This is a genomic window from Streptomyces sp. NBC_01390, from assembly GCF_045040105.1.
In the GTDB taxonomy this organism is placed as follows: Bacteria; Actinomycetota; Actinomycetes; order Streptomycetales; family Streptomycetaceae; genus Streptomyces.
In genome coordinates this window covers 1297297-1319865 of the sequence record NZ_CP109551.1, presented here as the reverse complement: position 1 = coordinate 1319865, position 22569 = coordinate 1297297, and the positions used below count along the sequence as shown (strand labels likewise).

At 69.7% G+C, this 22569-nt stretch carries 20 protein-coding genes, 3 pseudogenes and 1 riboswitch; of the genes and pseudogenes, 12 read left to right on the top strand and 11 right to left on the bottom strand.

Features of this window, described 5'->3' with window-relative positions:
- Positions 1 to 4 precede the first annotated feature (4 nt).
- Together OG241_RS05635 and OG241_RS05630 are read left to right on the top strand one after the other, a co-directional pair.
- On the top strand, positions 5 to 1198 hold the full coding sequence (locus OG241_RS05635) for a cytochrome P450 (RefSeq protein WP_405814023.1): 1194 nt from the start codon (positions 5 to 7) through the stop codon (positions 1196 to 1198).
- Positions 1198 to 1434: a ferredoxin gene (locus OG241_RS05630; protein ID WP_405814021.1), complete on the top strand. Its 237-nt coding sequence runs from the start codon at positions 1198 to 1200 to the stop codon at positions 1432 to 1434. Before OG241_RS05635 ends, OG241_RS05630 begins: the two co-directional genes overlap by 1 nt.
- Here the strand turns inward: OG241_RS05630 and OG241_RS05625 are convergent.
- Entirely contained in the window at positions 1385 to 1807 is a 423-nt protein-coding gene (locus tag OG241_RS05625; RefSeq protein ID WP_405814019.1) for a hypothetical protein, read from the bottom strand. The genes OG241_RS05630 and OG241_RS05625 overlap by 50 nt on opposite strands.
- 37 nt (positions 1808 to 1844) lie before the next feature.
- On the opposite strand from OG241_RS05625, the gene OG241_RS05620 reads away from it, so the two are divergent.
- From OG241_RS05620 to OG241_RS05600, 5 genes are read left to right on the top strand one after another with little or no spacing between them, the layout of a single operon-like run.
- Complete coding sequence (locus tag OG241_RS05620) at positions 1845 to 2630, top strand: SDR family oxidoreductase (protein ID WP_405814018.1); 786 nt, start codon at positions 1845 to 1847, stop codon at positions 2628 to 2630.
- Entirely contained in the window at positions 2627 to 3406 is a 780-nt protein-coding gene (locus OG241_RS05615; protein ID WP_405814017.1) for an SDR family oxidoreductase, read from the top strand. Before OG241_RS05620 ends, OG241_RS05615 begins: the two co-directional genes overlap by 4 nt.
- Entirely contained in the window at positions 3403 to 4251 is an 849-nt protein-coding gene (locus OG241_RS05610; RefSeq protein ID WP_405814016.1) for an NAD(P)-dependent oxidoreductase, read from the top strand. Before OG241_RS05615 ends, OG241_RS05610 begins: the two co-directional genes overlap by 4 nt.
- Before the next feature lie 38 nt (positions 4252 to 4289).
- Positions 4290 to 5765 (top strand): aldehyde dehydrogenase family protein, encoded by a 1476-nt coding sequence (locus OG241_RS05605; RefSeq protein WP_405814015.1) that lies wholly within the window; start codon positions 4290 to 4292, stop codon positions 5763 to 5765.
- A 33-nt stretch (positions 5766 to 5798) separates the two neighbouring features.
- Positions 5799 to 6566 carry a carboxymuconolactone decarboxylase family protein gene (locus OG241_RS05600; RefSeq protein ID WP_405814014.1) on the top strand — a complete coding sequence of 256 codons (768 nt, stop codon included), beginning with the start codon at positions 5799 to 5801 and terminating at the stop codon, positions 6564 to 6566.
- A 197-nt stretch (positions 6567 to 6763) separates the two neighbouring features.
- On the opposite strand, the gene OG241_RS05595 is transcribed toward OG241_RS05600, so the two are convergent.
- Positions 6764 to 8002 (bottom strand): MFS transporter, encoded by a 1239-nt coding sequence (locus OG241_RS05595; RefSeq protein ID WP_405814013.1) that lies wholly within the window; start codon positions 8000 to 8002, stop codon positions 6764 to 6766.
- A gap of 99 nt (positions 8003 to 8101) precedes the next feature.
- Here OG241_RS05595 and OG241_RS05590 point away from each other — a divergent pair, with 99 nt between their 5' ends.
- Both OG241_RS05590 and OG241_RS05585 read left to right on the top strand, forming a co-directional pair.
- The gene (locus tag OG241_RS05590) at positions 8102 to 8683 is read left to right on the top strand and encodes a TetR family transcriptional regulator (RefSeq protein WP_405814012.1); all 582 of its coding nucleotides are present in this window, start codon (positions 8102 to 8104) and stop codon (positions 8681 to 8683) included.
- 231 nt (positions 8684 to 8914) lie between these two features.
- A complete protein-coding gene (locus OG241_RS05585) occupies positions 8915 to 10099 on the top strand; it encodes a cytochrome P450 (RefSeq protein ID WP_405814011.1) in 1185 nt (394 codons plus the stop codon).
- A gap of 353 nt (positions 10100 to 10452) precedes the next feature.
- On the opposite strand, the pseudogene OG241_RS05580 reads toward OG241_RS05585, so the two are convergent.
- Both OG241_RS05580 and OG241_RS05575 read right to left on the bottom strand, forming a co-directional pair.
- Positions 10453 to 10845, bottom strand: a pseudogene (locus OG241_RS05580) (MFS transporter); the annotation flags it as partial.
- A gap of 463 nt (positions 10846 to 11308) precedes the next feature.
- A pseudogene (locus tag OG241_RS05575) lies at positions 11309 to 11823 on the bottom strand (dioxygenase); the annotation flags it as partial.
- 460 nt (positions 11824 to 12283) lie between these two features.
- Here OG241_RS05575 and OG241_RS05570 point away from each other — a divergent pair.
- The gene (locus OG241_RS05570) at positions 12284 to 15961 is read left to right on the top strand and encodes a family 78 glycoside hydrolase catalytic domain (protein ID WP_405814010.1); all 3678 of its coding nucleotides are present in this window, start codon (positions 12284 to 12286) and stop codon (positions 15959 to 15961) included.
- 493 nt (positions 15962 to 16454) lie between these two features.
- On the opposite strand, the gene OG241_RS05565 is transcribed toward OG241_RS05570, so the two are convergent.
- The 4 genes and pseudogenes from OG241_RS05565 to OG241_RS05550 form a co-directional block, all read right to left on the bottom strand.
- Entirely contained in the window at positions 16455 to 16721 is a 267-nt protein-coding gene (locus tag OG241_RS05565; protein WP_405826067.1) for a transposase, read from the bottom strand.
- 118 nt (positions 16722 to 16839) lie between these two features.
- A pseudogene (locus OG241_RS05560) lies at positions 16840 to 16953 on the bottom strand (IS5/IS1182 family transposase); the annotation flags it as partial.
- A 789-nt stretch (positions 16954 to 17742) separates the two neighbouring features.
- Positions 17743 to 17922, bottom strand: coding sequence for a hypothetical protein (locus OG241_RS05555; protein WP_405826885.1), 180 nt, complete (start codon positions 17920 to 17922; stop codon positions 17743 to 17745).
- The gene (locus tag OG241_RS05550) at positions 17913 to 18077 is read right to left on the bottom strand and encodes a hypothetical protein (protein ID WP_405826065.1); all 165 of its coding nucleotides are present in this window, start codon (positions 18075 to 18077) and stop codon (positions 17913 to 17915) included. Before OG241_RS05550 ends, OG241_RS05555 begins: the two co-directional genes overlap by 10 nt.
- 374 nt (positions 18078 to 18451) lie before the next feature.
- Here OG241_RS05550 and OG241_RS05545 point away from each other — a divergent pair, with 374 nt between their 5' ends.
- On the top strand, positions 18452 to 19579 hold the full coding sequence (locus OG241_RS05545; protein ID WP_405814009.1) for an 8-amino-7-oxononanoate synthase: 1128 nt from the start codon (positions 18452 to 18454) through the stop codon (positions 19577 to 19579).
- 78 nt (positions 19580 to 19657) lie between these two features.
- Here the strand turns inward: OG241_RS05545 and OG241_RS05540 are convergent, their stop codons facing one another.
- Complete coding sequence (locus OG241_RS05540) at positions 19658 to 19882, bottom strand: DUF397 domain-containing protein (RefSeq protein ID WP_006380654.1); 225 nt, start codon at positions 19880 to 19882, stop codon at positions 19658 to 19660.
- A gap of 9 nt (positions 19883 to 19891) precedes the next feature.
- On the bottom strand, positions 19892 to 20749 hold the full coding sequence (locus OG241_RS05535; protein WP_405814007.1) for a helix-turn-helix domain-containing protein: 858 nt from the start codon (positions 20747 to 20749) through the stop codon (positions 19892 to 19894).
- 212 nt (positions 20750 to 20961) lie between these two features.
- On the opposite strand from OG241_RS05535, the gene OG241_RS05530 reads away from it, so the two are divergent.
- On the top strand, positions 20962 to 21423 hold the full coding sequence (locus tag OG241_RS05530; protein ID WP_405814005.1) for an ATP-binding protein: 462 nt from the start codon (positions 20962 to 20964) through the stop codon (positions 21421 to 21423).
- Between the two features lie 111 nt (positions 21424 to 21534).
- Here OG241_RS05530 and OG241_RS05525 read toward each other — a convergent pair whose 3' ends face one another.
- On the bottom strand, positions 21535 to 22011 hold the full coding sequence (locus OG241_RS05525; RefSeq protein ID WP_405814004.1) for a C40 family peptidase: 477 nt from the start codon (positions 22009 to 22011) through the stop codon (positions 21535 to 21537).
- A gap of 3 nt (positions 22012 to 22014) precedes the next feature.
- A riboswitch (cyclic di-AMP (ydaO/yuaA leader) is annotated at positions 22015 to 22194 on the bottom strand.
- Positions 22195 to 22569: the final 375 nt, after the last annotated feature.

Below are 22569 nucleotides of genomic sequence, written 5' to 3'. Positions count from 1 at the left end.
GCCCATGACCACCGTCAACGCGATCCACTGGGACCCCTACGACCCCGCGCTCGCCCGCGACCCCTACCCCCTCTACGCACGCCTGCGTGAGGAGGCGCCGCTCTACTACAACGCCGAGCACGACTTCTACGCCGTCAGCCGTCACGCCGACGTCCAGCGTGGTCTCGCCGACTGGCAGACCTATTCCTCCGCACGCGGCGACATCCTGGAGATCGTCCAGGCGGACATCGAACTCCCGCCGGGCACCCTCATCTTCGAGGACCCGCCCGTCCACGACATCCATCGCCGCCTGCTCGCCCGGGTGTTCACGCCCCGTCGTATCGCCACCCTGGAACCACGTGTACGGGCCTTCTGCCGCCGGGCCCTCGAACCGGTCGCCGGCGCAGGGCGGTTCGACCTGGTCGAGGCCGTCGGCGCGGAGATGCCGATGCGTGTGATCGGCATGCTGCTCGGCATCCCGGAGGCCGACCAGCCCGCCATCCGCGACCGCACCGACGACACGCTGGGCACCGAGGGCGGCGGAAAGATCAACCACGAGGACATCCTCAGTACGGACGCCTTCAGGGACTACATCGAGTGGCGCAAGCGGCATCCCTCCGACGACCTCATGACCGAGCTGATGACCGCCGAGTTCGAGGACGAGAACGGCGCTACCCGCACTCTCACCGACGAGGAGGTACTGACGTACTGCTCGGTGGTCGCGGGCGCGGGCAACGAGACGACGGGCCGGCTCATCGGATGGTTCGGCGCTCTGATGGCCCGCTATCCCGCAGCGCGGCGGGAGCTGGCCGCCGACCCGTCCCTCATCCCCAACGCCATCGAGGAGGTCCTGCGCTTCGAGCCGACCGGCCCGTTCACCGCGCGATACGTCACCAAGGACGTCCAGATGTACGACCGCACGGTCCCCGCGGGCAGCGCCATCCTGTTCATCCAGGCCGCCGCCAACCGAGACCCCCGCCGCTTCGACGACCCGGACCGCTTCGACATCCACCGGGTCACCCAGCACATGAGCTTCGGCGTCGGCGCCCACTACTGCCTGGGCGCGGCACTGGCCCGCCTGGAGGGCAGGATCGCCGCGGAGGAGATCCTCGGGCGATTCCCCGGCTGGGATGTCGACTGGGACCACGCGGAACTGGCCCAGACCTCGACCGTACGTGGCTGGAAGACCCTGCCGCTGGTCATCGATGGAGGCAAGTGATGGATGGCCGCTGGACCGTCACGGTCGACAAGAGGGTGTGCGTGCGCACCGGCCTGTGCGCGGCCGCCGCACCCGAGGAGTTCGAGCTGGACGAGGGCGGCCAGGGACGCGCGAGGTCGCAGACGCTGCCGGGGTCCGAACTGGTCCTGGAAGTGGCGGAGTCGTGCCCGATCGAGGCCATCGGCATCACGGACGCGGACAGCGGTGAGCGGGTCTTCCCGTCTCCGGCCTCCTAGCGGCAGTCACTACCTCAGCTTCGTCGCCATGCTCCAGCAGTGCGGCCGCCGGGACCTCCTGCAGTGCCTTCCGGCCGAACTGGGCAGGCCCACCACCGACTTCGTAGAGCGGATCAGCGCTCTGCTTCCGCACATCCCCGAGCCGCTGCGCGGCCACCGCATCGCACAGGTCCTCGCCTTCGGTGTGCACGCCGCCGCCCAGCGCGAACGCACCCGGGCCGGCGGTGGGGTCGTGCTGCCCTTCGCCGTCCATGTCGGCGACCTCCTGGACGGCCTGGTCGGCTTCCTCCAGGCCCCGGTCTCCGCCACGACCTCGTCCGTGCTCGGCGGAGCGACCCGAGCGGACCGGTCCTGCCGCTGCACCCCTGAGCACACGCCTTCCCACCCGCGAGCGGAGGAGCGACGGTCCGATGAGCATCGATCTGCACAACGCCGTGGCGGTCATCACCGGCGCCGGCAGCGGGATCGGCCGCGCAGCCGCCCACGCCTTCGCCCGGCGCGGCGCACGAGTGGTCGTCACCGATCTGGCCGGCGAGCGGGCGAACGCGGTCGCCGCCGAACTCGGCGCCCGGGCCGTCGCAGCCGTCTGCGACGTGACCGGCGTCGACGACCTGCAAGCGGTTCGCGAGCTGGCTCTCGAACGCTTCGGCCGCATCGACCTGGTGATGAACAACGTCGGCATCCTCGCCGTCGGCCCCGTCGAGGACATCCCCCTGGACGCCTGGCAACGGGTCGTCGACGTCAACCTGTTGGGCGTCGTGCGCAGCAACCTCGTATTCCTGCCAGGTCTGTTGGCGCAGGGGTCCGGCCACATCGTCAACACCGCCTCCACGGCAGGCCTGTTGCCCTACGGGTACGACCGGCTTCCGTACACCGCGACCAAGCACGCCGTCGTCGGCCTGTCCGAGGCACTCGCCCTATACCTGCGCCCGCGCGGCATCGGAGTCTCCTGCCTGTGCCCGGCAGGCGTCGCCACCAACATCGTCGAGCAGATCAGCTTCTACGGGAAACCGGCACCGCCCCGCGGCCCGAACTTCCCTGTCCTGGACGCCGATTCGGTCGGTGAACTCGTCGCCGAGGGCGTCACCCATGACCGCTTCCTCATCCTCACCGCACCCGAAGCCGCTGAGGAACTGCGCGAACACGGTGCCGATGTCGACGCCTACCTGTCCCGTCTGACGAAGGACGCCCCATGAGCAGCAGCACCATCGACCGGCTCCGCCTGGACGACAAGGTCGCCGTCGTGACGGGCGGCGCCGGTGCCATCGGCCAGGTCTACGGCCGCGCACTGGCAGAAGCCGGCGCCCGCGTCGTCCTCGCGGACCTCAACGGCGAAGGCGCCGAACAGGCCGCCAAGACCCTGGCCGCAGACGGACTGCACGCGTTGGGCGTGCCGGTCGACATCACCGACCGCGCCTCCGCCGCCCACATGGCCGCGCGGGTGACCGACGCCTTCGGCGGCATCGACATCCTGGTCAACAACGCCGCCCTGATGGCCGAAATCCCCCAGGTCGACATCCTGGACCTGCCGGGCGACTGGTTCGACCGGGTCATGCGCGTCAACGTGTTCGGCGCCGTCGTCTGCGCGGGCGCGGTCAAGGCGTCGATGGTCGGGCGCGGCGGCGGACGGATCATCAACCAGGTCTCCGCCGGTGCCTTCATGGGCGGCGGCATCTACGGAGTCAGCAAGCTCGCCCTCGTCAACGTCACCGTCGGCCTCGCCCGCTCCCTCGGCCCGCACGGTATCAACGTGAACGCCATCGCGCCGGGCCTGGTGGACAACGAACCCGGTCTGCGCAGCCTGCCCGCCGACCACCCCGCCCGCGCCGCGCTCACGGCCTCCATCCCGGGCAAGAAGTCCGCGCCCGCCGAAGACCTCCTCGGCACCCTGCTCCTGCTCGCCTCCCCGGCCGGTGAATGGATCAACGGACAGACGATCAGTGTCGACGGCGGCTGGGTCACCCGGCTGTGACCGGCGCGAACGCACCCACCACACGGGTCGGCTTTGTCGGACTGGGCAGCCAGGGCGCGCCGATGGCCCGCCGGATCGCCGAAGAGGGCTTCCCGTTGACACTCTGGGCACGCCGTCGAACCTCGACGGACGCGTTCGCCGACACGGCTGCCACTGTGGCCGGGACACCGGCCGACCTGGGCGCCGCGAGCGACCTCGTGTGCCTGTGCGTCGTCGCGGACGCGGACGTCGAGGACGTACTGCTGCGACCCGACGGCGTACTGACCGGCATGGCTCCCGGAGGAGTCGTCGCCATCCACTCCACCGTTCACCCCGACACCTGCCGGCGCGTCGCCGACGAGGCCGCCGAGCGGGACATCGCCGTCGTGGACGCCCCGGTCAGCGGGGGAGGCGGAGCCGCCGCGCAGCGCAGGCTGCTGCTCATGGCCGGCGGGCGGGAGACGGACGTCGCCCGGTGCCGCCCGGTGTTCGACGCCTTCGCCGACCCGGTGATCCATCTCGGACCGCTGGGCAGCGGCCAACTCGCCAAGCTGCTCAACAACTTCGTGTTCACCGCTCAGGTCGGCCTGGCGCTGGACACCTACGCGCTCGCCGACGGCCTCGGCATCGACCGCACCGCCGTCGCGCAGGTACTGGCCCACGGCACGGGAGGAAGCCGTGCGGCGGCCATCCTCGCCGCCTCCGGCTTCAACACCGAGGGACTGCGTCAGGCCCTGCCCCTGCTGCACAAGGACGTCGGCCTGCTGCTCGATGTCGCCGACACGGCCCGTGCCGCCCGGCCCCACGCCCTGGCGGACCTGACCACCCACACCCTGGCGATGTTGGCCCGGCGCCCGGCGCCCTGACCCCCGCCCCACCCGGACGACCCCAAGGCGGCACCGACATGACCACGTCCCTGTCCCATGACCTCGGCACCACCGGCCCCCTCGTGGACGGCACCTGGCTCGACAGCACCTCCGCCGGCCCGCAGGACCACGTCAACCCAGCGACCGCCCGCACGAACGGCACCGTCCTGCTCGCCGGGCCGCAGGAGGTCGACGCGGCCGTCGCGGCGTCCAAGCAGGCCTTCCCCGAGTGGCGGGCGATGTCCCCGGACCGACGCCGCCGCATCCTCCAGCGCGTGGAGGAGCTGATGCTGGAGCGCGTCCCCGAGCTGGGCCGCCTCAACACCCTCGAACTCGGCGTGCCCATACGCACATCTGCGGCCCTGGCCCAGCTGAGCGCGGGCTGGTTCGGCTACTACGCGGGCTGGGCGGACAAACTGGAGGGCGCCACCATCCCGCCCAGCCCCCGCACGGTGCCCGGGCTGGACTACACCGTGCCCGAGCCGTACGGCGTCGTCGGGATCATCCTGACCTGGAACGGTCCGATCATGTCGGTCGGCATGAAGGTCGCCCCCGCGCTCGCGGCCGGCAACTGTGTCGTGGTCAAGGCTCCCGACCTGGCCCCCTTCACCGTGGCCCGGTTCGCGGAGATCGCCCTGGAGGCCGGGCTGCCCCCGGGCGTGCTGCACGTCCTGCCCGGCGGCCCGGAAGCAGGCGACCGGCTGGTCCGCCACCCCGACGTCGCGAAGATCTCCTTCACCGGCGGCATTCCGACCGCGAAGAAGATCCTCGACGCGGCCCGCCACACCCTCAAGCCGGTCCTGCTCGAACTCGGCGGCAAGACGGCCAACATCGTCTTCGCCGACGCCGACCTCGACGAGGCCGTCACCGAGACCGTCCGCTCCTGCTTCACCCTCTCCGGCCAGGGCTGCAACCTCACCACCCGCATGCTGGTGCACCGCGAGGCGTACGACCGAGTGGCCGCCGCCACCGGCCGGGCGGCCGCCGCGCTGCGCGTCGGAGACCCCTTCGACCAGGCGACGGCCCTCGGCCCGGTCATCGGCAAGGCAGCACACGAACGCATCCTCGGCATGGTCGCACGCGCCGCGAAGGACAGCCGCGTCGTCGTCGGCGGCCACGCGACCGACCCCTCGACGCTGCCCCCGGACAACCGTGACGGTTACTTCATCGACCCGACCGTCCTCGCGGACGTCGATCCGTACAGCGAGGTCGGGCGAGACGAGGTCTTCGGCCCGGTGCTCTCCCTGATCCCCTTCGAGACCGAGGACGAGGCGGTCGAGCTGGCCAACTCCACCCCCTACGGCCTCGGCACCGCCCTGCACACCCGCGACGTCTCCCGCGTCCAACGCATCGTCCCGCAGCTCCAGTCGGGCACCGTCCTCGTCAACGGCGCCTCGGGCCAACCTCCGGGTGCCCCCTTCGGCGGCTACAAGCAGAGCGGCTACGGACGAGAAGGCGGCAAGGAGGGCCTGTACGAGTTCCTCCAGACCAAGAACGTCTTCATCCGTGCGTGAGACCTGCCCGAAATCCCGCCCCTGGAGGCCGAGATGAACGACAGCCCGCAAGTGCGGACCCTGACCGACGCGCTCCCCGACCGCCAACCGCCTACGGCTCAAACGCCGTTCGGCCGTGCCTCACGGGACTTCCTGTACGGCGAGGTCTGGTCGCGCCCCGGCCTGAGCCGTCGTGACCGCCGCTGGACCACTCTGACCTGTGTAGCTGCCGCCGACGCGCCCCAGCCCATCGAGGACCACGTCCACGCGGCACTCGCGACCGGAGACATCGCCCTGGAACCCATGCTGGAGTTCGTCCTGCACTTCGCGGTGTACTGCGGCTGGCCCAAGGCCTCCCACCTGGAGGGCGCCGTCGCCCGACAGTGGGACCGCATCCATCGTGAACGCGGCGAACAGACGCCACCCTGGCCCCAGTTGGGCAACGACACGCTCGGTCCCGGCACCTGGGACGAGCGACTCGAGCGGGGCGCCGAGGAGTTCACCGACGTCAACCTCCTCCCCGCACCGCCCACGAACTCGCCGTACCGGCAAGCCGGCATCCTCGGTTTTGTCTTCGGGCACGTCTGGCAGCGCCCCGGACTGACCCGTCGCGAACGCCGGATCATCACCGTCGCCTGCGTCGCCCTCGACGACTCGCCCGTCCCACTGCAGTCGCACGTCACCGCCGCGCTCCACTCCGGCGACATCACCAAGGAGGAGATGGACGAGCTCGTGCTGCAGTTCGCCGCGTACTACGGCTTCGCCAAGGGAGAAGCCCTCGCCGACGCGGTCGAGGCGGCGTGGTCCAAGAGGCCCGACTGACGGCGGGGGCATCCGCAGAGGTTCGAGTCCGCCCGCCGGACGAGTTGGCGTTCTCGGTCGAACGCCAGCACACCGGCCGGGGTTGGCGCCTGGTAACTGTCCTTGCGCCTGCGGCAGTTGCAGTCGGTCCCTCGCCCACGGGGCCGCCGTGTGCCTACGGTCGGCCCAGGTGCATCAGGCGCTGACCACGCCGGTGCTCAGCGGGCGGAGGCAACCGACTGGAGCCGGTCGCTCTGGCGGTCGGGGCGGCCGGCGGCGTACGCGGCGAGCGCGGCGATCCCGGTGACAGCGATCAGCGCGCATATGGCGCCCCAGCCCAATGCGGTGTAGGCGCGGGTGCCGAGCCATGAACCGGCGCTGCCGCCGAGGAACGCGCAGGTCATGTAGCCGGTGTTGAGACGGCTGCGAGCCTCGGGCCGGAGGGCGAAGATGCGGGCCTGGTTGGCGACCTGGCCGCACTGCACCGCCACATCGAGCAGGAGCAGCCCGACGGCCAGCCCCACGAGCCCCGGCGCTCCGCCCAGCAGGCCCGTGGTGAGTACCGCCGCCGCGGCGAGGGCGGCCAGGATGCACCACAGGTTCACCCGGTCGGCGCCGAGCCGGTCGACCCAGCGGCCGGCCGCCGGCGCGCAGAACATGCTGCCCGCGCCGATCAGAGCCAGCAGGCCCACGGTCTGGGTTCCCATGTCGTACCGGGGGCCGGTGATCAACAGAGCCAGCGCCGTCCAGGCGGCGCTGAACCCGCCGAAGACGGTGACCTGGAAGAACACGGAACGCCGAAGCTGTCGCTCGTCGCGGAGCGGGCGCAGGGCGTCGGCCAGCAGTGTCGGGTAACGATCCCGTACGGCGGGGGCGGCGCTGGGCAGGGCGGGACCGAGGAGCACGGCGAGCAGCGCGGTCAGAGCGGCGGCGATCAGGTACGGCGCGCGCCAGCCCAGGTGCTCGCCCAGGACGCCACCGAAGGTGCGGGCCAGCAGGATGCCGCCGATCAGTCCGGCCTGCAGGGTGCCGATCACGCTGCCGCGCCGGTCCGGCTCGACCAGCCCCGCGGCCATGGGGAGCAGGAGCTGCGGGACCACGGTCGCCATGCCCACCACGCCGGCGGCCGCGAGCAGCGGACCGGAGGCCGGGGCGAGACCGGCGGCCAGCAGGGCGAGGCAGGTCACGATGAGCAGTCCGGTGATCAGCGGACGGCGCGGCAGGCGGTCGCCGAGCGGAACCAGCAGGAAGAGCCCGGCCGCGTAGCCGAGCTGGGTCACCGTCGCCACGACCGCCGCCGTGGCCGGAGCGATGTCGAGGCCGTCGGCGATCATTGGGGTCAGGGCCTGCGGAAAATAGACGTTCGCGACGCTGACACCGCAGGCCAGCGCCATGAGGAGCGGAAGCCTGCGCCCCATGCCCGGCGACTCGGGACGGGGCGCATCGTTCTGGGACATCACATAGCCTCCTATCGAACGAACTGGATGGTTCGAATTTCGACCGTGACACGGCCACCTCTGATTCGTCAAACGAACCAGTTCGTTACCCTGGGATGCATGGCATACGACTCCACAGCGACCAGGGAACGCATCCTTGCGGCGGCGACCGCGGAGTTCGCCGCGCACGGCGTCGCCGGTGCGCGAGTGGACCGTATCGCTGCCGAGGCAAAGGCCAACAAGCGTGCCATCTACGACTACTTCGGCGACAAGAACAAGCTCTTCGCCGTGGTCCTTGAACATGCGTTGGCCGACCTCGCCGACGCCGTACCCCCCAGCGAGGACCTCCCCGCCTACGCCGAGCGTCTCTTCGACTACCACCGCGCCCACCCCGAGGCCCTGCGGCTCGTCATGTGGGAGGCCCTGGAGATCGGCGAGGGGCCGGTCCCCGCGGAGGAGGACCGTACCGCCCACTACCAGGACAAGATCGACGCCGCGGCCTCGGGTGGCAGGGCCGGCGACGCCCGCGCCCGCGTGTTCTTCACTCTTGCGCTGACCGGCTGGAGCATCGCCATGCCGCAGCTGCGGCGCATGGTGCTGGGCCCCGACCACAGCCTCGACGACCTCCGTACGGATGTCGCCCAGGCGGTCCAGGCATTGTCGGCGGCGCCTGAAGGGCAGGCACAGCGCCCTGCCGAGTGAGGGGGAGCCGGGCGTCCCGAGCGGTAACGGCTCAGCGATACACAGGAGTTGGGCATCCGTGCCGGGGCACGGTCTGACACCGAACCTCTCCAACCCGGCAGCTCCCATCAGGTGGCAGGGTGTTGTTCGATCAACGGTGCTGTTCTGTCGGCAGAGCAGAGTCCATGCAAGATGGCCGGTCAGGTCTTCCCCATGTCAGTGAGCCGCTGAACGGACAACAGGGAGCAACCCATGTCCAGCCATGGCAGGAATATTCAGGACGAGCCCGAGACCGCGTACTGCCCCTACCCGCTGTACTCCCAATTGCGAGAGCGAGGCGTGCCCTTCGTCTCGGAGACCGACGCCTTCATGGTCACTCGGGCCGAGGACGTCGACACGGTGCTGCGTGATGTCGAGACTTTCTCTTCGCGCGACGCGCTCGGACTCACGCCGGTCGAGCCGGGGAGTGAGCCAACAGGGGCCGCGTTCTATCTGCTCACCACGGATGCTCCGGAGCACAGTCGGCGCAGGCGGCTGGCGGCCAGGGCGTTCACGTCCGGACGGATCGCCCGCTTCGAGCCGCAGATCCGGACCGTGTGCGCGGAGCTGATCGAGGGCTTGCGCGGGCGGGAGGAAGTCGACTTCGTGACCGACTTCGCCGTCAAGCTGCCCATCGCCGCCATCGCCACGGTGTTGGGCATCGCGGAAGCGGACACCGCTACGATGCGGCGGCTCTCGGAGGAGGTGCTTTCCTCCCTCGTCGGTTCACCCGACCCGGTCGGCTTCAGGTTGGCCTGCGAGGAGTTCGGTGCGCTCCTGTCCCCGGCGTTGGAGGCTGCGGCCGGTGTCGACCAGGAGACCACCATCCTGCATACGATCGCTGCCGCCGGTCTCGGCGCGGAGGACGCCACACGGTTTGTCATCGAGTTGCTGTTCGCCGGTAACGTGACGACCGCCGATGCCATCAGCAGCAGCACCAGGCTGCTGGCAGAGGATGCGCGCCTGGCCGACCTGTTGCGGCAGGACCCGTCGCGGCTCGCCACGTTCGTCGAGGAGTCGCTGCGTCTGGAGTCGCCGGTTCAGGGACTGTTCCGGACCACGACCCGTGACACCGAGATCGGCGGCTGTCCGGTTCCGGCCGGCGCTCGCCTCTTGGTGAGTTTCGGAGCCGGCAACCGTGACGCGAAGCTGGTCGAACGGCCCGACGAGCTGGACCTCGACCGTGTCTCGCCGCACGCGCACCTCGCGTTCGGCCGGGGAGCGCACACGTGCCTGGGGCACGCCCTCGCCCGCCTTGAAGTGCGCATCGCTGTGGAGGTGCTGTTGGACACGGTGCAACGCTTCGAGTTGGCGGTCCCACCGGAGCGGCTCGCTTACCAGCGTGAAGTCACCGTGAGGCATCTGCAGTCCCTGCCGCTTCGCCTGTACTGGTCCTGAGAGACCGTCCCGTCTCCCACGGTGTCCCAGGCACCCGGGTACCGGTCCTCGCCGGGGTCGGGTCCAGGGTTCTTCACCGCCGGGCCGGACACATCCAGAACAGTCGGGCGTGTCCGGCCCGGTGAGTGTCACTCGCCCGGGTGGGAGATCTCGATGTCGTGGCTTTCCACACCCGAGCCGCGAACGGTCAGGTGGGTGGCCTTCCGCGGGTAGCCGGCCGCCGTGATCGTGTACTCGCCACCGTCCAGGTCGGTGTGCCCGCTGACCGGGCCGTCGGTGGAGGACCGGACGGCGGCCGTGGCCGGGACCTTCGTGTCGTGCTCGTTGGTCTCGTGGTTCCCGTCCTCCCGGCCGCGGAGGCCGAACGCCGCCAGGGCGGCGCCCACGAGGGCGAGGACGCCGGTGACCAGGTCGGCGGTGTGGACGCCGTTCATGAAGGCGGTGTGACTGCCCTCCATCACGGCCGCCCTGAGCTGTGCGGGCATCGCATCGGAGACCGGGGCGACGCCCATCGCGACCGCGTCCTTCGCCTCCTCGAAGCGAGCGGCCGCCGAGTGGGGCACGCCGGCGTCGGTCAGTGAGTCCGTGAGCGTGGAGCCGACGCGGCTGCTGATGAGGGAGACGAGCACCGAGGTGCCGAGCGCGCCGCCGACCTGGAGCGAGGTGGCCTGGAGGCCACCTGCGATGCCGCCGTCCTTGACGGGCGCGTTGCCGACGATCGCGTCCGAGGACGAGGCCATCTGCATGGCGCGGGACGTCAGCCCGATCTTGTGCCCGACGAGTGTGGCGCCGGCCGCCACACGCTCCGCCGCCCAGAGTTGCTGGATGGCGTAGGCGTCCTCGATCTCGAGATCGGGATAGGTCAGGCTGAGCTGGGTGATCGGCCGGCGATCACGGTCGGCCTGCATGAGGGCAGCCGCGGCTGAGCGACGTTCGGCTTCGGTGATCACCGGTTTCCTCTCGGGAGGTGCGGACTGTTGTCGCGCGGCGTTCGGGTGGAGCAGGGCATGCACCACCCCGTCGGGTGATGGCACGGTCACGTCAGGCGCTGTCCGGCGTCGGTTCCTGCTTGGCCGACACGGGCGGCGTCGGCAGCCAGGCCTCACCCGGCTCGACGACGAAGGTGAACTCGAGGCTGTACCAGGCCTCGGTCACGTCCGGGTCCGGTGCCGACTCGTTCTCGTGGCGCGTGTAGATGCCGACGAGATTCTGTACGACGCCGAACTGCGCGTCGGTTTCCAGAATGGGGTCGTCGTGGCTGTAGAGCTGGGATGCGATCGTCTTGTAACCCGGTTTATGAATCAGCGCGTGGAGATGTGCCGGTCGGAAGGCCTGATGCTGCGGAAAGCGAACACACCTTCCTCGTCGCTGAAGAACTTGCCACGCAGATTCCACTCGGCCTGCTCGGGGTCCTGGTTTTCATACAGGCCGGCCGGTGATGCGTGCCAGATGTCGACCTCCGCGCCGGCGACCGCGTTTCCCTCGGTGTCGACGATCCGGCCGGTGAAGAACAGTGGCGGTCCCTCGGTGGGCGAGCGGACGATCGATTCGCCGTTGTTCATCAGGGACACCAGCGTCGACAGGCCCAGCGAGCCCGCCATCAGCCTGACCTCGTTGTGGCTGGCCGTGGTGAGCTGGCCCAGCCGGGTCACGATTGTGAGGGCGGTGTCGAACTCTCTTTCGCTCAACCGTACTTCGCGGGTGAACTCGTGCAGATGGCGCACCAGAGCCTGGGTTATCTCCTTGACACGAGGGTCGCCGGCCCGCTCCGTCTCGGCAAGCACCGCCGCGGTGAGCTGGGTTTCGTCCTGGATGATCACGTCGGCGTCCCCTCGAAACGGTCGCCTGCCGACCCACGGCAAGCAGTCAGACGCGAGTATCCGAAGGCCGCTCCGCCCGTACAACACCACTGTTCATCCAGCGAACATCGAGGCGCCGCGACCCGGTTGAAGCGCCCGGGTCAGCGGTGCGCCACCGAAGGCGGCAGAAGCCAGGGCCGCTCGCGACGACAGACGAAAGCGCTGCCTGGCCTTCACCGGGTCAGCGCGCACGACCTCGCACAGGACGTGACTCTCAAAACCGGACTGACCCGAACCGTTGTGCTTCGCCCGCGCCGTTCGTAAGCTTTCCACTTGGAAGGTATTGAAACGTTTCAATACCTTCTGCTCACGAAAGGAACGATCCGTGGACGAGGACAACAGAAGTGCCCTGAGCCGCCGGCACATGGTCGGCATCATGACCGCGGCGGCGGCCGGAGCCTCCCTCCCGCTCGCCGCCGCTTCGCATGCCCGGGCGGTGAGCGGACAGGTTGCCGCACCGGCTGGGCTGCAGGTCAATTCCCGCACCGAGCCGCTGGGCACCGAGACCGAGCCGACCTTCAGTTGGGTGCCCCCGGTCGCCAGGCAGAGCGCCTACGAGATCCAGGTCGGCACCGGCCCAGGCCGCGCGGACGTCTGGCGGAGTGGCAAGGTGGCGAGCTCCAGCAGTACCGGAGTCGCCTACGGCGGGGCGGCTCTGACTTCGGAGCAGGCGTACTTCTGGCGGGTTCGGACCTGGGACGAGAAGCGCACTCCCGGCCGGTGGAGTGAGTCCGCGAGGTGGGAGACCGGGCTGCTGAAGGGCGAGAAGGACTGGTCGGGTGCGCAGTGGATCGGCGGGCGCCAGCCACAGGACCACGACTGGCGGGACCTCACCGCGACGGTCGTCTTCCGCGGCGGCGCAGACCCCACCGTCGGCCTGTCCTTGCTGTTGCGCGCCGAACCCATCGGCAAGACCTGGTCCGAGGGCCTGAACTGGACCGTCAAGCAGAGCGGCGACGACATGCAGCTGGTCATGACGACCCGCCACTACGCCGGCAACACCTGGATCGACGACGGCACCTCCGAGCCTGACTGGGGTGTGAACCACTACGACCCCCAGAGCGAGACCAACCCCACCGTCGCGGGCACCCGCACCCTCCCCGTCGCGGCGGTCGCCCTCCCCGCCTCGACCGGCCTGACCAAGGACACCTGGGCCACCCGCGACCACACCGTCCAGGTCGAGGCCGTGGGCCTCACCGTCACCACCACGGTCAACGGCGTCGAGGTCGACAGCCGCGCTCTCACCGGAGACCAGATCCGCCGCCACGGAAGTTTCGGCTTCGCCGCGGGCACCAGCGCCACCATCCGCAACGTCAAGGTGGCCGGCACCGGCGCCCCCGACTTCGCCGTCGACCTCACGACCGGCGCCAATCCGTTCGAGGCCGGTATCGGCACGCTCTCCGGCCTGACCTTCCCGCCGAAGAACCCCTTCATCCCCGCCAAGAACGCGATTCTTCCCATCGCCAACCCGGCCCCCCTCCTGCGCCGCGCCTTCACCCTGCCCAGGGGCCGCCGCGTCTTCAAGGCCCGCCTGCACCTGAGCGCTGCGGGCAACGTCACCTTCACGGTCAACAACGACCCCATCACCGTCGACGGCAAGCGGGCGAACCGCGACCACACCAATGTGCCCCGCCTTCTGACCGACCAGAGCACCTACGACCGCACCGTCCTGTACGACACCTTTGACGTCACCGCACTGGTCCGGGACGGCCGCGAGAACGTCGTGGCTGCCGAACTCGGCCGTGGCTGGTACGGGGTGACGACCCCTCAGGAGTGGTACTGGCAGATCGCCCCCTACAGCGGCGCGCCCCGCCTGCGCGCGAAGCTCGTCGTGACGTACACCGACGGCTCCGCCACCACCCTCGTCACTGACCAGGACTGGCTCACCGCGGACGGGCCCACGACCTTCGACTCGGTCTACTCCGGCGAGAAGTACGACGCCCGCCGCGCCGACGACTTGGGGGACTGGCGCTCGGCCGGCCACCGCACCAGCCGCGACTGGCGTCCGGCCACCGTGCTGATCCCGCCGGGCAGTTGCTCCGGACCGTTCCCCAAGTCCCACGGCGCACTCCCCGCCACGACGATCCCCGACGGCTTCCGACCGGCGGCCGTACGCGCCCACGAGGCGGAACCGGTGCTGGTCAACCAGACCCTGCGTCCGGTATCGCTCACCGAGACGGCACCCGGTTCGGGCATCTGGGTCCTGGACTACGGCCAGATCATGACCGGCCTCGTCCGGCTGTCCCTCACCGGCGTCCGGTCGGACAAGGCGGGCCTCACCCTCCGTATCCGGGGTGGCAACCGCGTCAGCGGCGGCGACGGCACGGCTGCCTCCCCGTTTTCCGTGGAGGAGGAGAACTTCCAGCACGACGCCAATCTCCAAACGCACTACTACACGTTGGGCCGCCGGTCGACGCAGACCTGGGAACAGCAGTTCAGCCACTTCGGCTTCCGCTACCTGGAGGTCATGAACCTCGAGGCCGTTCTCGGCCGGACCCCCGACCTCACCCGGGACGCGGACGCCCTGACCGTCGGCGTCGCCCGCTCCGGCTTCGCCCGCACCGGCACCTTCACCACTGACAACGCCCTCCTCAACCGCCTCCAGCGCAACCTGGAGTGGGCCGAACAGAACAACCTCGTGCAGAAGCCCACCGACACCCCGTCCCGCGAGAAGAACGGCTGGACCGGCGACGCCATGGCCAGCTCCGAGTCCGAATCCCTCACCTGGGACGTCAACGCGGTTCTCACCAACTACCTGCGCCACTTCCCGGACACTCAGATCTCCACAGGCCAGCTGCCCATGTTCGTCCCGATCGCCAAGGGCGGATACGGCTACGACCGCACCCCCGGCTGGAACGCCACATGGAAGGCGGTCCCGGCCTGGGACTCGGCGTACTTCGTCATCCCCAGGGAGCTGTACACGTACTACGGCAACAGCAGCCTCTTCGCCGAGCTGTACGACCACCAGGACACGCTGCTGAAGTACTACGAGACGCTGTTCACCGCCGAGAACGACTACAAGTTCGAGGCCTCGCTCGGCGCCTACTCCGGTGCCGAGGCCCCCGGCAGCAATGCTGTCATCAGCCTCGCCTTCTACATCCACTTCTGCGACTACATGGACGAGGTGGGCCGCAGGCTGGGCCGTACCGAACGGGCTGTCCACTACGTCCAGTTGGCGCGTACCCTGCGCAAGGCCTTCATTGCCAACTACTGGGACGCCTCCTCGGGTCGGTTCACGCAAGGCAGCATCTCCAGCGAGAACACGCTCGCCATCGCCTTCGACCTGGTGCCCGGCTCGGACCTGGACCGCGACGACCCCCGCTACCTGGCCGGCACCAAGACGCTCGCGCAGAACAAGAAGGCCCTCGCGAACCTGGTCGCCGACCGCATCACGGCCGCGGACCAGCACATCCAGAACGACATGTACGGCTCGCGCTACGAGTTCAACATCCTCAGCGAATACGGCTACACGGACATCGCGCTGAAGGCCGTCACCCGGACCGGCGTGCCCGGCTACGTCTACCAGATCGCCAAGGGCGCCACCTCCCTGTGGGAACAGTGGACCGACCGCCTCTCGGTCGACCACCACTACCGCTCCAACGTGGCGACCTGGTTCTACCAGAGCCTGGCCGGCATCAAGCCGACCTCAACCGGCTACGAAACGCTGCGGATTCGCCCGTACGTCCCCTCGGTCGCGGTCAACAGCCAAGTCCCGAAGAGCATCGACGACACCGACCTGTCACCCGCGACCCTCGACCACGTCAGCGCCTCGATCGACACGGTGCGCGGCACGGTCTCCTCGGAGTGGCGGCGGCGTACGGACGGGAGGATCGAGCTCGCGGTGAGGGTTCCGTACAACACCGACGCGGAGATCTGGGTGCCCACCCAGGACAAGCCTGTGATTGCCCCCCGAGGTGTGGCCTACATCCGTGACGAGACCTGCGGCGGTGCCGCCTACAAGGTGTACCGGGCGCCGACGGGGTCGTACCGCTTCAACGCCTGACGGGACCTGCCGGGTCGGTGAGATTCGGTGCCGTAGCGCCAGCAGGTGGGCACGTTCGCCGCCGGAAGCACTCGACTTCCGTTGTCGGACCGTGCCCCTGCTGCTCGGCCGGGACGCCATCACCGCTCTCTGACGGGGGTGGCGCGCCCGCCTGGTTGTGTGAGCACTGGATCCATTGGGCAGCGCGTCGTCGTCTGCGGGCTGAGTGGTCCGCGACCGTGAGGACTTCGAGCACGTTGTCGGCCGCGTGTAGGGTCGCCTGAACCGGCCCGGCCCGGTCGCGTGCGTGGGCACCTCCGGCGGGGATGTCCGCGGGCGCGGGAGGGCGGTCCCGGTGACGGGGTTGGTGGTGAGGGTGCGGCCGACGGATCGCAGCAGCGAGTCGTGGATGCCGTCGGCATAGAGCAGGCCGCCGAGGTCGCCGCAGGTCTTGGCGAGTGCTGAGTCGGCCTGGAAGCCGCCCGCGCCGACTAGGAGCTGTTCGGGGTTCGGATCATGTGGTTGGGGTGAGGTGCTTCAGCCACATGATTGAGCCTCGGAGGTGGAGTCCGGCCGCGAAGCTCTCTGGGGTCTTGTCGTAGCGGGTTGCCACCCCGCGCCAGGTCTTGATCTTCTGGAACCAGCGTTCGATGGTGTTCCTTTCCTTGTAGAGCTCGGTGTCGTGGCTGACGGGCCGCCCGCCCTTGCTGCCTTTCTTTGAGCGGTGAGCGGCCTGGTCCCTCTTCTCCGGGATGACGGCCTTGATGCCACGCTTGCGCAGGTATGCCCGGTTGCCCTTGGAGGAGTAGGCCTTGCCGGCGGCGACCGCGTCCGGGGTGGTCCGCGGGCGGCCGGCCGGCCCCGGACCCTGATCTTCTCCATCACAGCCTTGAACTGCGGCAGTCTGCCGCCTGGCCAGGTGTCAGGACGAAGGCCAGGGGCAGCCCGGCCGAGTCGACCGCGGCATGGACCTTGCTGCTCAGGCCGCCCCGGGACCTGCCGAGTGCGGCAGCCTTCGCGCGGGTCTTGCGAAGCCGCCGCTTCGTGGCACGATCTGCACCCGCCCGGTGTGCACCGGCCGTGTCCGCCGCAGCTTGCGTTGCACCACCCGGGGGCAGGGCGTCCTTGAGTTCGCGAACCGTGAGGCGTTGGCGGAGTAGCTCACGCCACCACTCCAACCGCGCCGGGGCGGTCTGGGGCAGGGCGCGGAGGAGAGTGCGCGCCGGCGTGACGAGCGCGGTGGTGACGGTTGCTAGGGCGACGAGGCAGGCGGCGGCCCAGGATGGGACCGCTGAGAGGTCGGGCAGCACAGGATGACGGCCTTCCGGAGGCGCGAGGGCGAGTCCGCGACGAACCCCCGCCAGGGTCGTGCCGAGGAGCCTTGCGCTGGCAGAGCGGTGGCCGTGCCTGTGCTGTCGGGAGGTCGCTCGACTCAGCCAGGTGGGCCGGTTGGTCATCGGGTTCGGCATGCCGGTGACGCCGTTGGCGTCGCCCCTGGCATGTGCATCCCCCTATGCGTTGTCTCCGTTGGCCGGTGTCTTCCCCCAGTCGGAGATCCCTGCACGACTTCCGAGGCGCGCCCTCTCTGCCGGCCTTGGATGAGACGCCCCGTTCTGCGGTCTCAGCCTGAGAGGGCACGACAGGACAACCGTCCCCCATACCCAGCACTGAGCCCGTCGGGTCCGACCCGGCGCCGAGGCCGAGCGTCGCACTTTCACCTCGGAGTACAAGCTTCGGATCGTCGCCGAGTACGACGCCGCGCCCAGGAACGAGAAGGGTGAGGTCCTGCGTCGGGAACGGCTCTACCACTCGCATGTCAAGGAGTGGCGGGCCGCCCGGGATGCCGGGGCCCTGGAGATGTACGCGACATGGAACAGACGGCCGATCAGCATCTTCACTCGGGCCGGCGTCCACCGCAGGTCGGCCCACCCATGGGCCAGCGGGCCACGCTCCAACTGCCGCTCCAGCCGGGCTATCTGCACGTCCGACAGCCGAGGCCGGCCAGGCGATCCCTTCGCCGCACCCCGGCCCGGCCCTCCTCGCGCCACTGACGCCGCCAACATTCCACCGGCCGCTCCGAGACCCGCAAAACGACAGCGATCCCCCGATTCTTGTCCCCGCCCTCGAAGCCAGCCACAGCCTTGAGCCGGACCCGCTCCCGCGCGGTCCTCTCGCCATCGGTCAAGCCACCGCCCTGCGGATATCTCACCCAACCAGGGCTACCGACTCCGCCTGCGCGCTGTCCGGCAAACAGCCCGACATCACCCGATCAAATCAGTACATCAAGAGGAACCCCAAGACCCTCGTGGCGGCTCGTGACGTGCTCGACAAGCTGCTTCCCTGGACGCGGCCGTGAGAGACGATCTTCGGCATCGGGTGTCATACGGCCTCTGACCTGGTCTTTTTCCTTGCTTGATAAAACCGGCTGTGGGTATTGCCACATCCTGGGTGTCAGAGGGTCCGGCTAGGGTCTGTCCACTGCCTACAAACACGTAGCTGCCCGGAGGACTCATGGCGTTCGGCTGGATCGACGAGCAGGCCGAGGCGCGCCGCCGCGCCGGGCTCGTACGGACCCTGCGGCCCCGCCCCGCCGACTCCCCGCTCCTCGACCTCGCGAGCAACGACTATCTGGGCCTGGCCCGCCACCCCGAGGTCACCGAGGGCGCGGCCCGGGCCGCCCGGCGCTGGGGCGGCGGGGCCACCGGCTCGCGGCTCGTCACGGGCAGTACCGAACTGCACGCGGAACTCGAACGCGAACTGGCCGAATTCTGCGGCTTCGAGGCCGCCCTGGTCTTCTCCTCCGGCTACGCGGCCAACCTCGCCGCTGTCACCGCGCTCGCACCGCACGGCTCCCTCGTCGTCTCGGACGCGGGCAATCACGCCTCGCTGATCGACGGCTGCCGCCTCGCCCGGGGGACGACCCAGGTCGTCGGGCACGCCGACCCGGACGCCTTCCGCAAGGCACTCGGCACCCACACCGGGCCGGCCGTCGCCGTGTCCGACACGGTCTTCTCGGTCGACGGGGACGCCGCACCGCTGGCCGAACTCGCCGCCGCCTGCCGGGAGTTCGGTGCGGGAATGGTCGTCGACGACGCCCACGGGCTGGGAGTCCTGGGCGAGGGCGGGCAGGGGTCGGCCTTCGCGGCCGGACTGGCGGGCGCGCCGGACGTCGTCGTGACGGTCACGCTGTCCAAGTCGCTCGGCAGCCAGGGGGGTGCGGTGCTGGGGCCCGCCCGGGTGATCGAACACCTCGTCAACGCGGCCCGGACGTTCATCTTCGACACCGGTCTCGCGCCCGCCGCGGCGGGCGCGGCCCTCGCGGCCCTCACCCTGCTGCGCCGCGAGCCCGAACGGGCCGCCCGGGCGCGTGCGGTGGCGCGTGAGCTGCACACCCGGCTGACGGCGGAGGGGCTGTCGGCGGTCCGGCCGGACGCGGCCGTGGTATCCGTGCGCGCACCGTCCCCGGAGGGGGCCGTGCGGTGGGCGGCCGACTGCCGGGCCGCCGGAGTGGGCGTGGGCTGCTTCCGCCCGCCGTCCGTGCCCGACGGGGTGTCCCGGCTGCGGCTGACCGCCCGCGCGGACCTGGCCGAGGAACAGATCGCGCGGGCGGTACAGGTGATCGGCGAGAACCGACCGTAGACGCGGAGATCCACAGTGCCGTTGATCAGTGACACGCGACCATGAGTCGGCGGACCGCGGCCGTGTGTCGTAGGGCGATCACCGGAACGCGGTGAGGAATCCCTGCCAGCTCTCGGGGGAGAAGAGCAGGACGGGCCCGGTGGCGTTCTTGGAGTCGCGTACGGCGAGCGGTCCGGCCGGGACATCGGTGTCCGGACGGGCCGTCTCCACACAGTTGTTCGCGCCGGTGCTGTAGCTGCTGCGCAGCCATCGCACACCGGGCGGTTCGACGACGGACGGTACGTTCCGAGGCAGTGCGGTCATGGTGCCTCCTCACACGCCGTAATGCAGACCGGCGATGAAATCCAACGAGTCCTCGGGCGAAAGGGCGTGGATCTGAAGGGTGTTGAAGGCCTCGCTGTAGGCCCGGAGGTCTTCTTTCCGTTCGAGGTAGAGGCTACTCATCATCTGGTCGAGAACAACCACATCCAAGTCAGAAGTGCTCGGAAAGGAGAAGATAACGAAAGGCCCGGTAATACCGATATACGCCCCTGCGGTGAACGGCAGGATCTGCAGCCGCACTTGAGGCAGTTGGGCCGCTTCCAAAAGCCACGCCAGCTGACGTGTCATCACCTCGGGTCCGCCCACCTCGCGGCGCAGCACCGCCTCGTCGAGGACCGCGCTCAGCTCCAGCGGCCGGTCCGAACGCAGCACGTCCTGCCGGGCCAGCCGCACCTCGACCAGCGCGTCGAGCCGCTTCTCTTCCAGGCCGTCCACCGCGGCCCGGGTCACCGCACGGGCGTACTCCCGGGTCTGCAGCAACCCCGGCACCACCGAGGTCTCCAGCGTGCGCATGGTGCCTGCCTGCGACTCCAGGCTGATGAAATCCCGGTAGGCGGGCGGCAGTACGCCACGGTAGGCATGCCACCAGTTGTGCCGGTCGCCGTCCTCGGTCCCCGCCAGTACGAGCAGCAGCTCACGCGACTCGCCCTCGGGAACGGCGTACGCGTCCAGAAGTAACCGGACGTCCGCCGGTTTCACGCCGCTCGCACCTGTCTCGATCCGGCTCACCTTCGACTGGTGCCAGCCCACCAGACGGGCCGCCTGACCGCTTGTGAGCCCGGCCCTGGCACGCAGCGCGCGCAGTTCGGCACCCAGCTTTCGGCGGCGCACCGCGGGACCGTACTGCATGGGCCACCCCTTACTCCTGATGAGCCGCCCGAATACGTTCTGGGGTCGCAGAGTTCACCGCTTCGAGCGACAGATATATGCATATCTTGGTGGATCGCACCCCGTGACCGGCGCCGGAATGGCAGTCTGGCGCGAAGCACCAGTCCGGGACCGTACTCGAATCAGCCGCTCCGTGTCGGGCCCCGGTCCTGTGGGAAAGGGACGACGTCGCCATGGCAGACCACCTGGAAGCATCCGTCACTCTGCCGAGCGATCCCGCCTCGGTCTCCGCCGCCCGCGCGTATGTCGCCAACGTGCTGGCGGAATGGGGCCTGCCGGGTGACTCCGAAGCCGCCGACAGCATCCGCCTGATCATCTCGGAACTCGCCACGAATGCCGTACAGCACACCTTCGGGTTGTCACCCACCTTCACGGTGGACATCGCCCTCGATCGTGACGAAAACCTGCGCATCGGGGTGACCGACAGCCACCCGCGTTTCCCCAAACGGCTGCCCGCCGCCGTGCAGCAGGACAACGGGCGCGGGATGGTCATCATCCGCTGGCTGACCGCCGAGTCGGGCGGCAAACTGCGGGTCCGCCCCACTCGGGAGGGCGGCAAGACGGTGTCGATCGAACTCCCGTGGACGGTCCCGGCCAGGCCTCCGGTGACCGCGGTCGGACAGCAGGAGCCGTGACGCCGCGCCGACGGGCTTCGGCGCGCTGTTCCCGCTGGAGGCGTCGCTGTCGCTGTGAACGGGGCCCGGGGCGGGCCGGCGGCTCCTGGCCGCCGGCCCACCCCGGGGAGGTCAGCTGACCCGGCCGTACCAGACGCTCTTCGTCCAGATCTTCTGGAGCTTCACGACATCCCCAGTCTTCGGGGAGTGCCAGATCTTTCCCTTCCCGGCGTAGATGCCCACGTGGTAGACGTTCGAGCCCGAGTGGAAGAAGACCAGGTCCCCGCCCCTGCGGCTCTTGGCGGAGATGTGCTTGGTCTTGTTGTACTGGGCCGCCGCCGTACGTGGCAGGGACTTGCCCGCCTTCTTGTACGAATACTGCGTCAGACCGGAGCAGTCGAACCTCTTCGGTCCCGCGGCGCCGTACTTGTACGCGGAGCCCTTCTTCGAAGCCGCGATCTGAAGTGCCTTCGTCGACGGTGCGACCGCCGCGGCGGCGTTGGTCGCGACACCGGGGATCACCAGGCTGCCGCCCACGGCGGCGAGGGTGAGAGCCGAGGCCGTACCGGCCCGGGTCATCAGCGACGGGACACGATTGAGCGCAGACATGCGCAACCCTTCGTCAGCCGCCTGTGAAGGATGACCTGTCGGATTCGGGCTGGCGAAGTTGCCCGGCCGCTGACGCGGCTTCACCCCAAGGGCTGCTCGGCCCGGTCATGGCGTGACCGTTCCGGCGACCCGTCGTGCTTGGGTCCTCCACTCCTGCCGATGCACATCTGTCGACCGGTCATCCAGGCGGCGGCAGGACTCGGCGTCCGCCCGGATCGCCCCGCCGCTTGTGGCGGGGGCTTGTCGTCAGGAAGGGATCTTGGCTCATGGAAGTGGGAAAATCCCAATGGAAACGGGGCTTTGTGGGGTTACTCACCGCTGGCCCGTTCGGGTGGACACCCGTACCCACGAAGGACTTTCGAGGGGGTCGCGCACCCTCGGACCAGGGGTTGAGCGGTCTCGATTCGGTTACGAACCGTGCGTGTCGCGCAAGTCGAGCGGGCCGGACGGGGGATCCGCGACTACTCCGAACGGGGGATGCCGCCTAGTCACTTCCCCATCCGTTCCGGACAGTCCGTCACCTGACGGATGAGCCCGCCTGATGCGGTCCCGTGGATG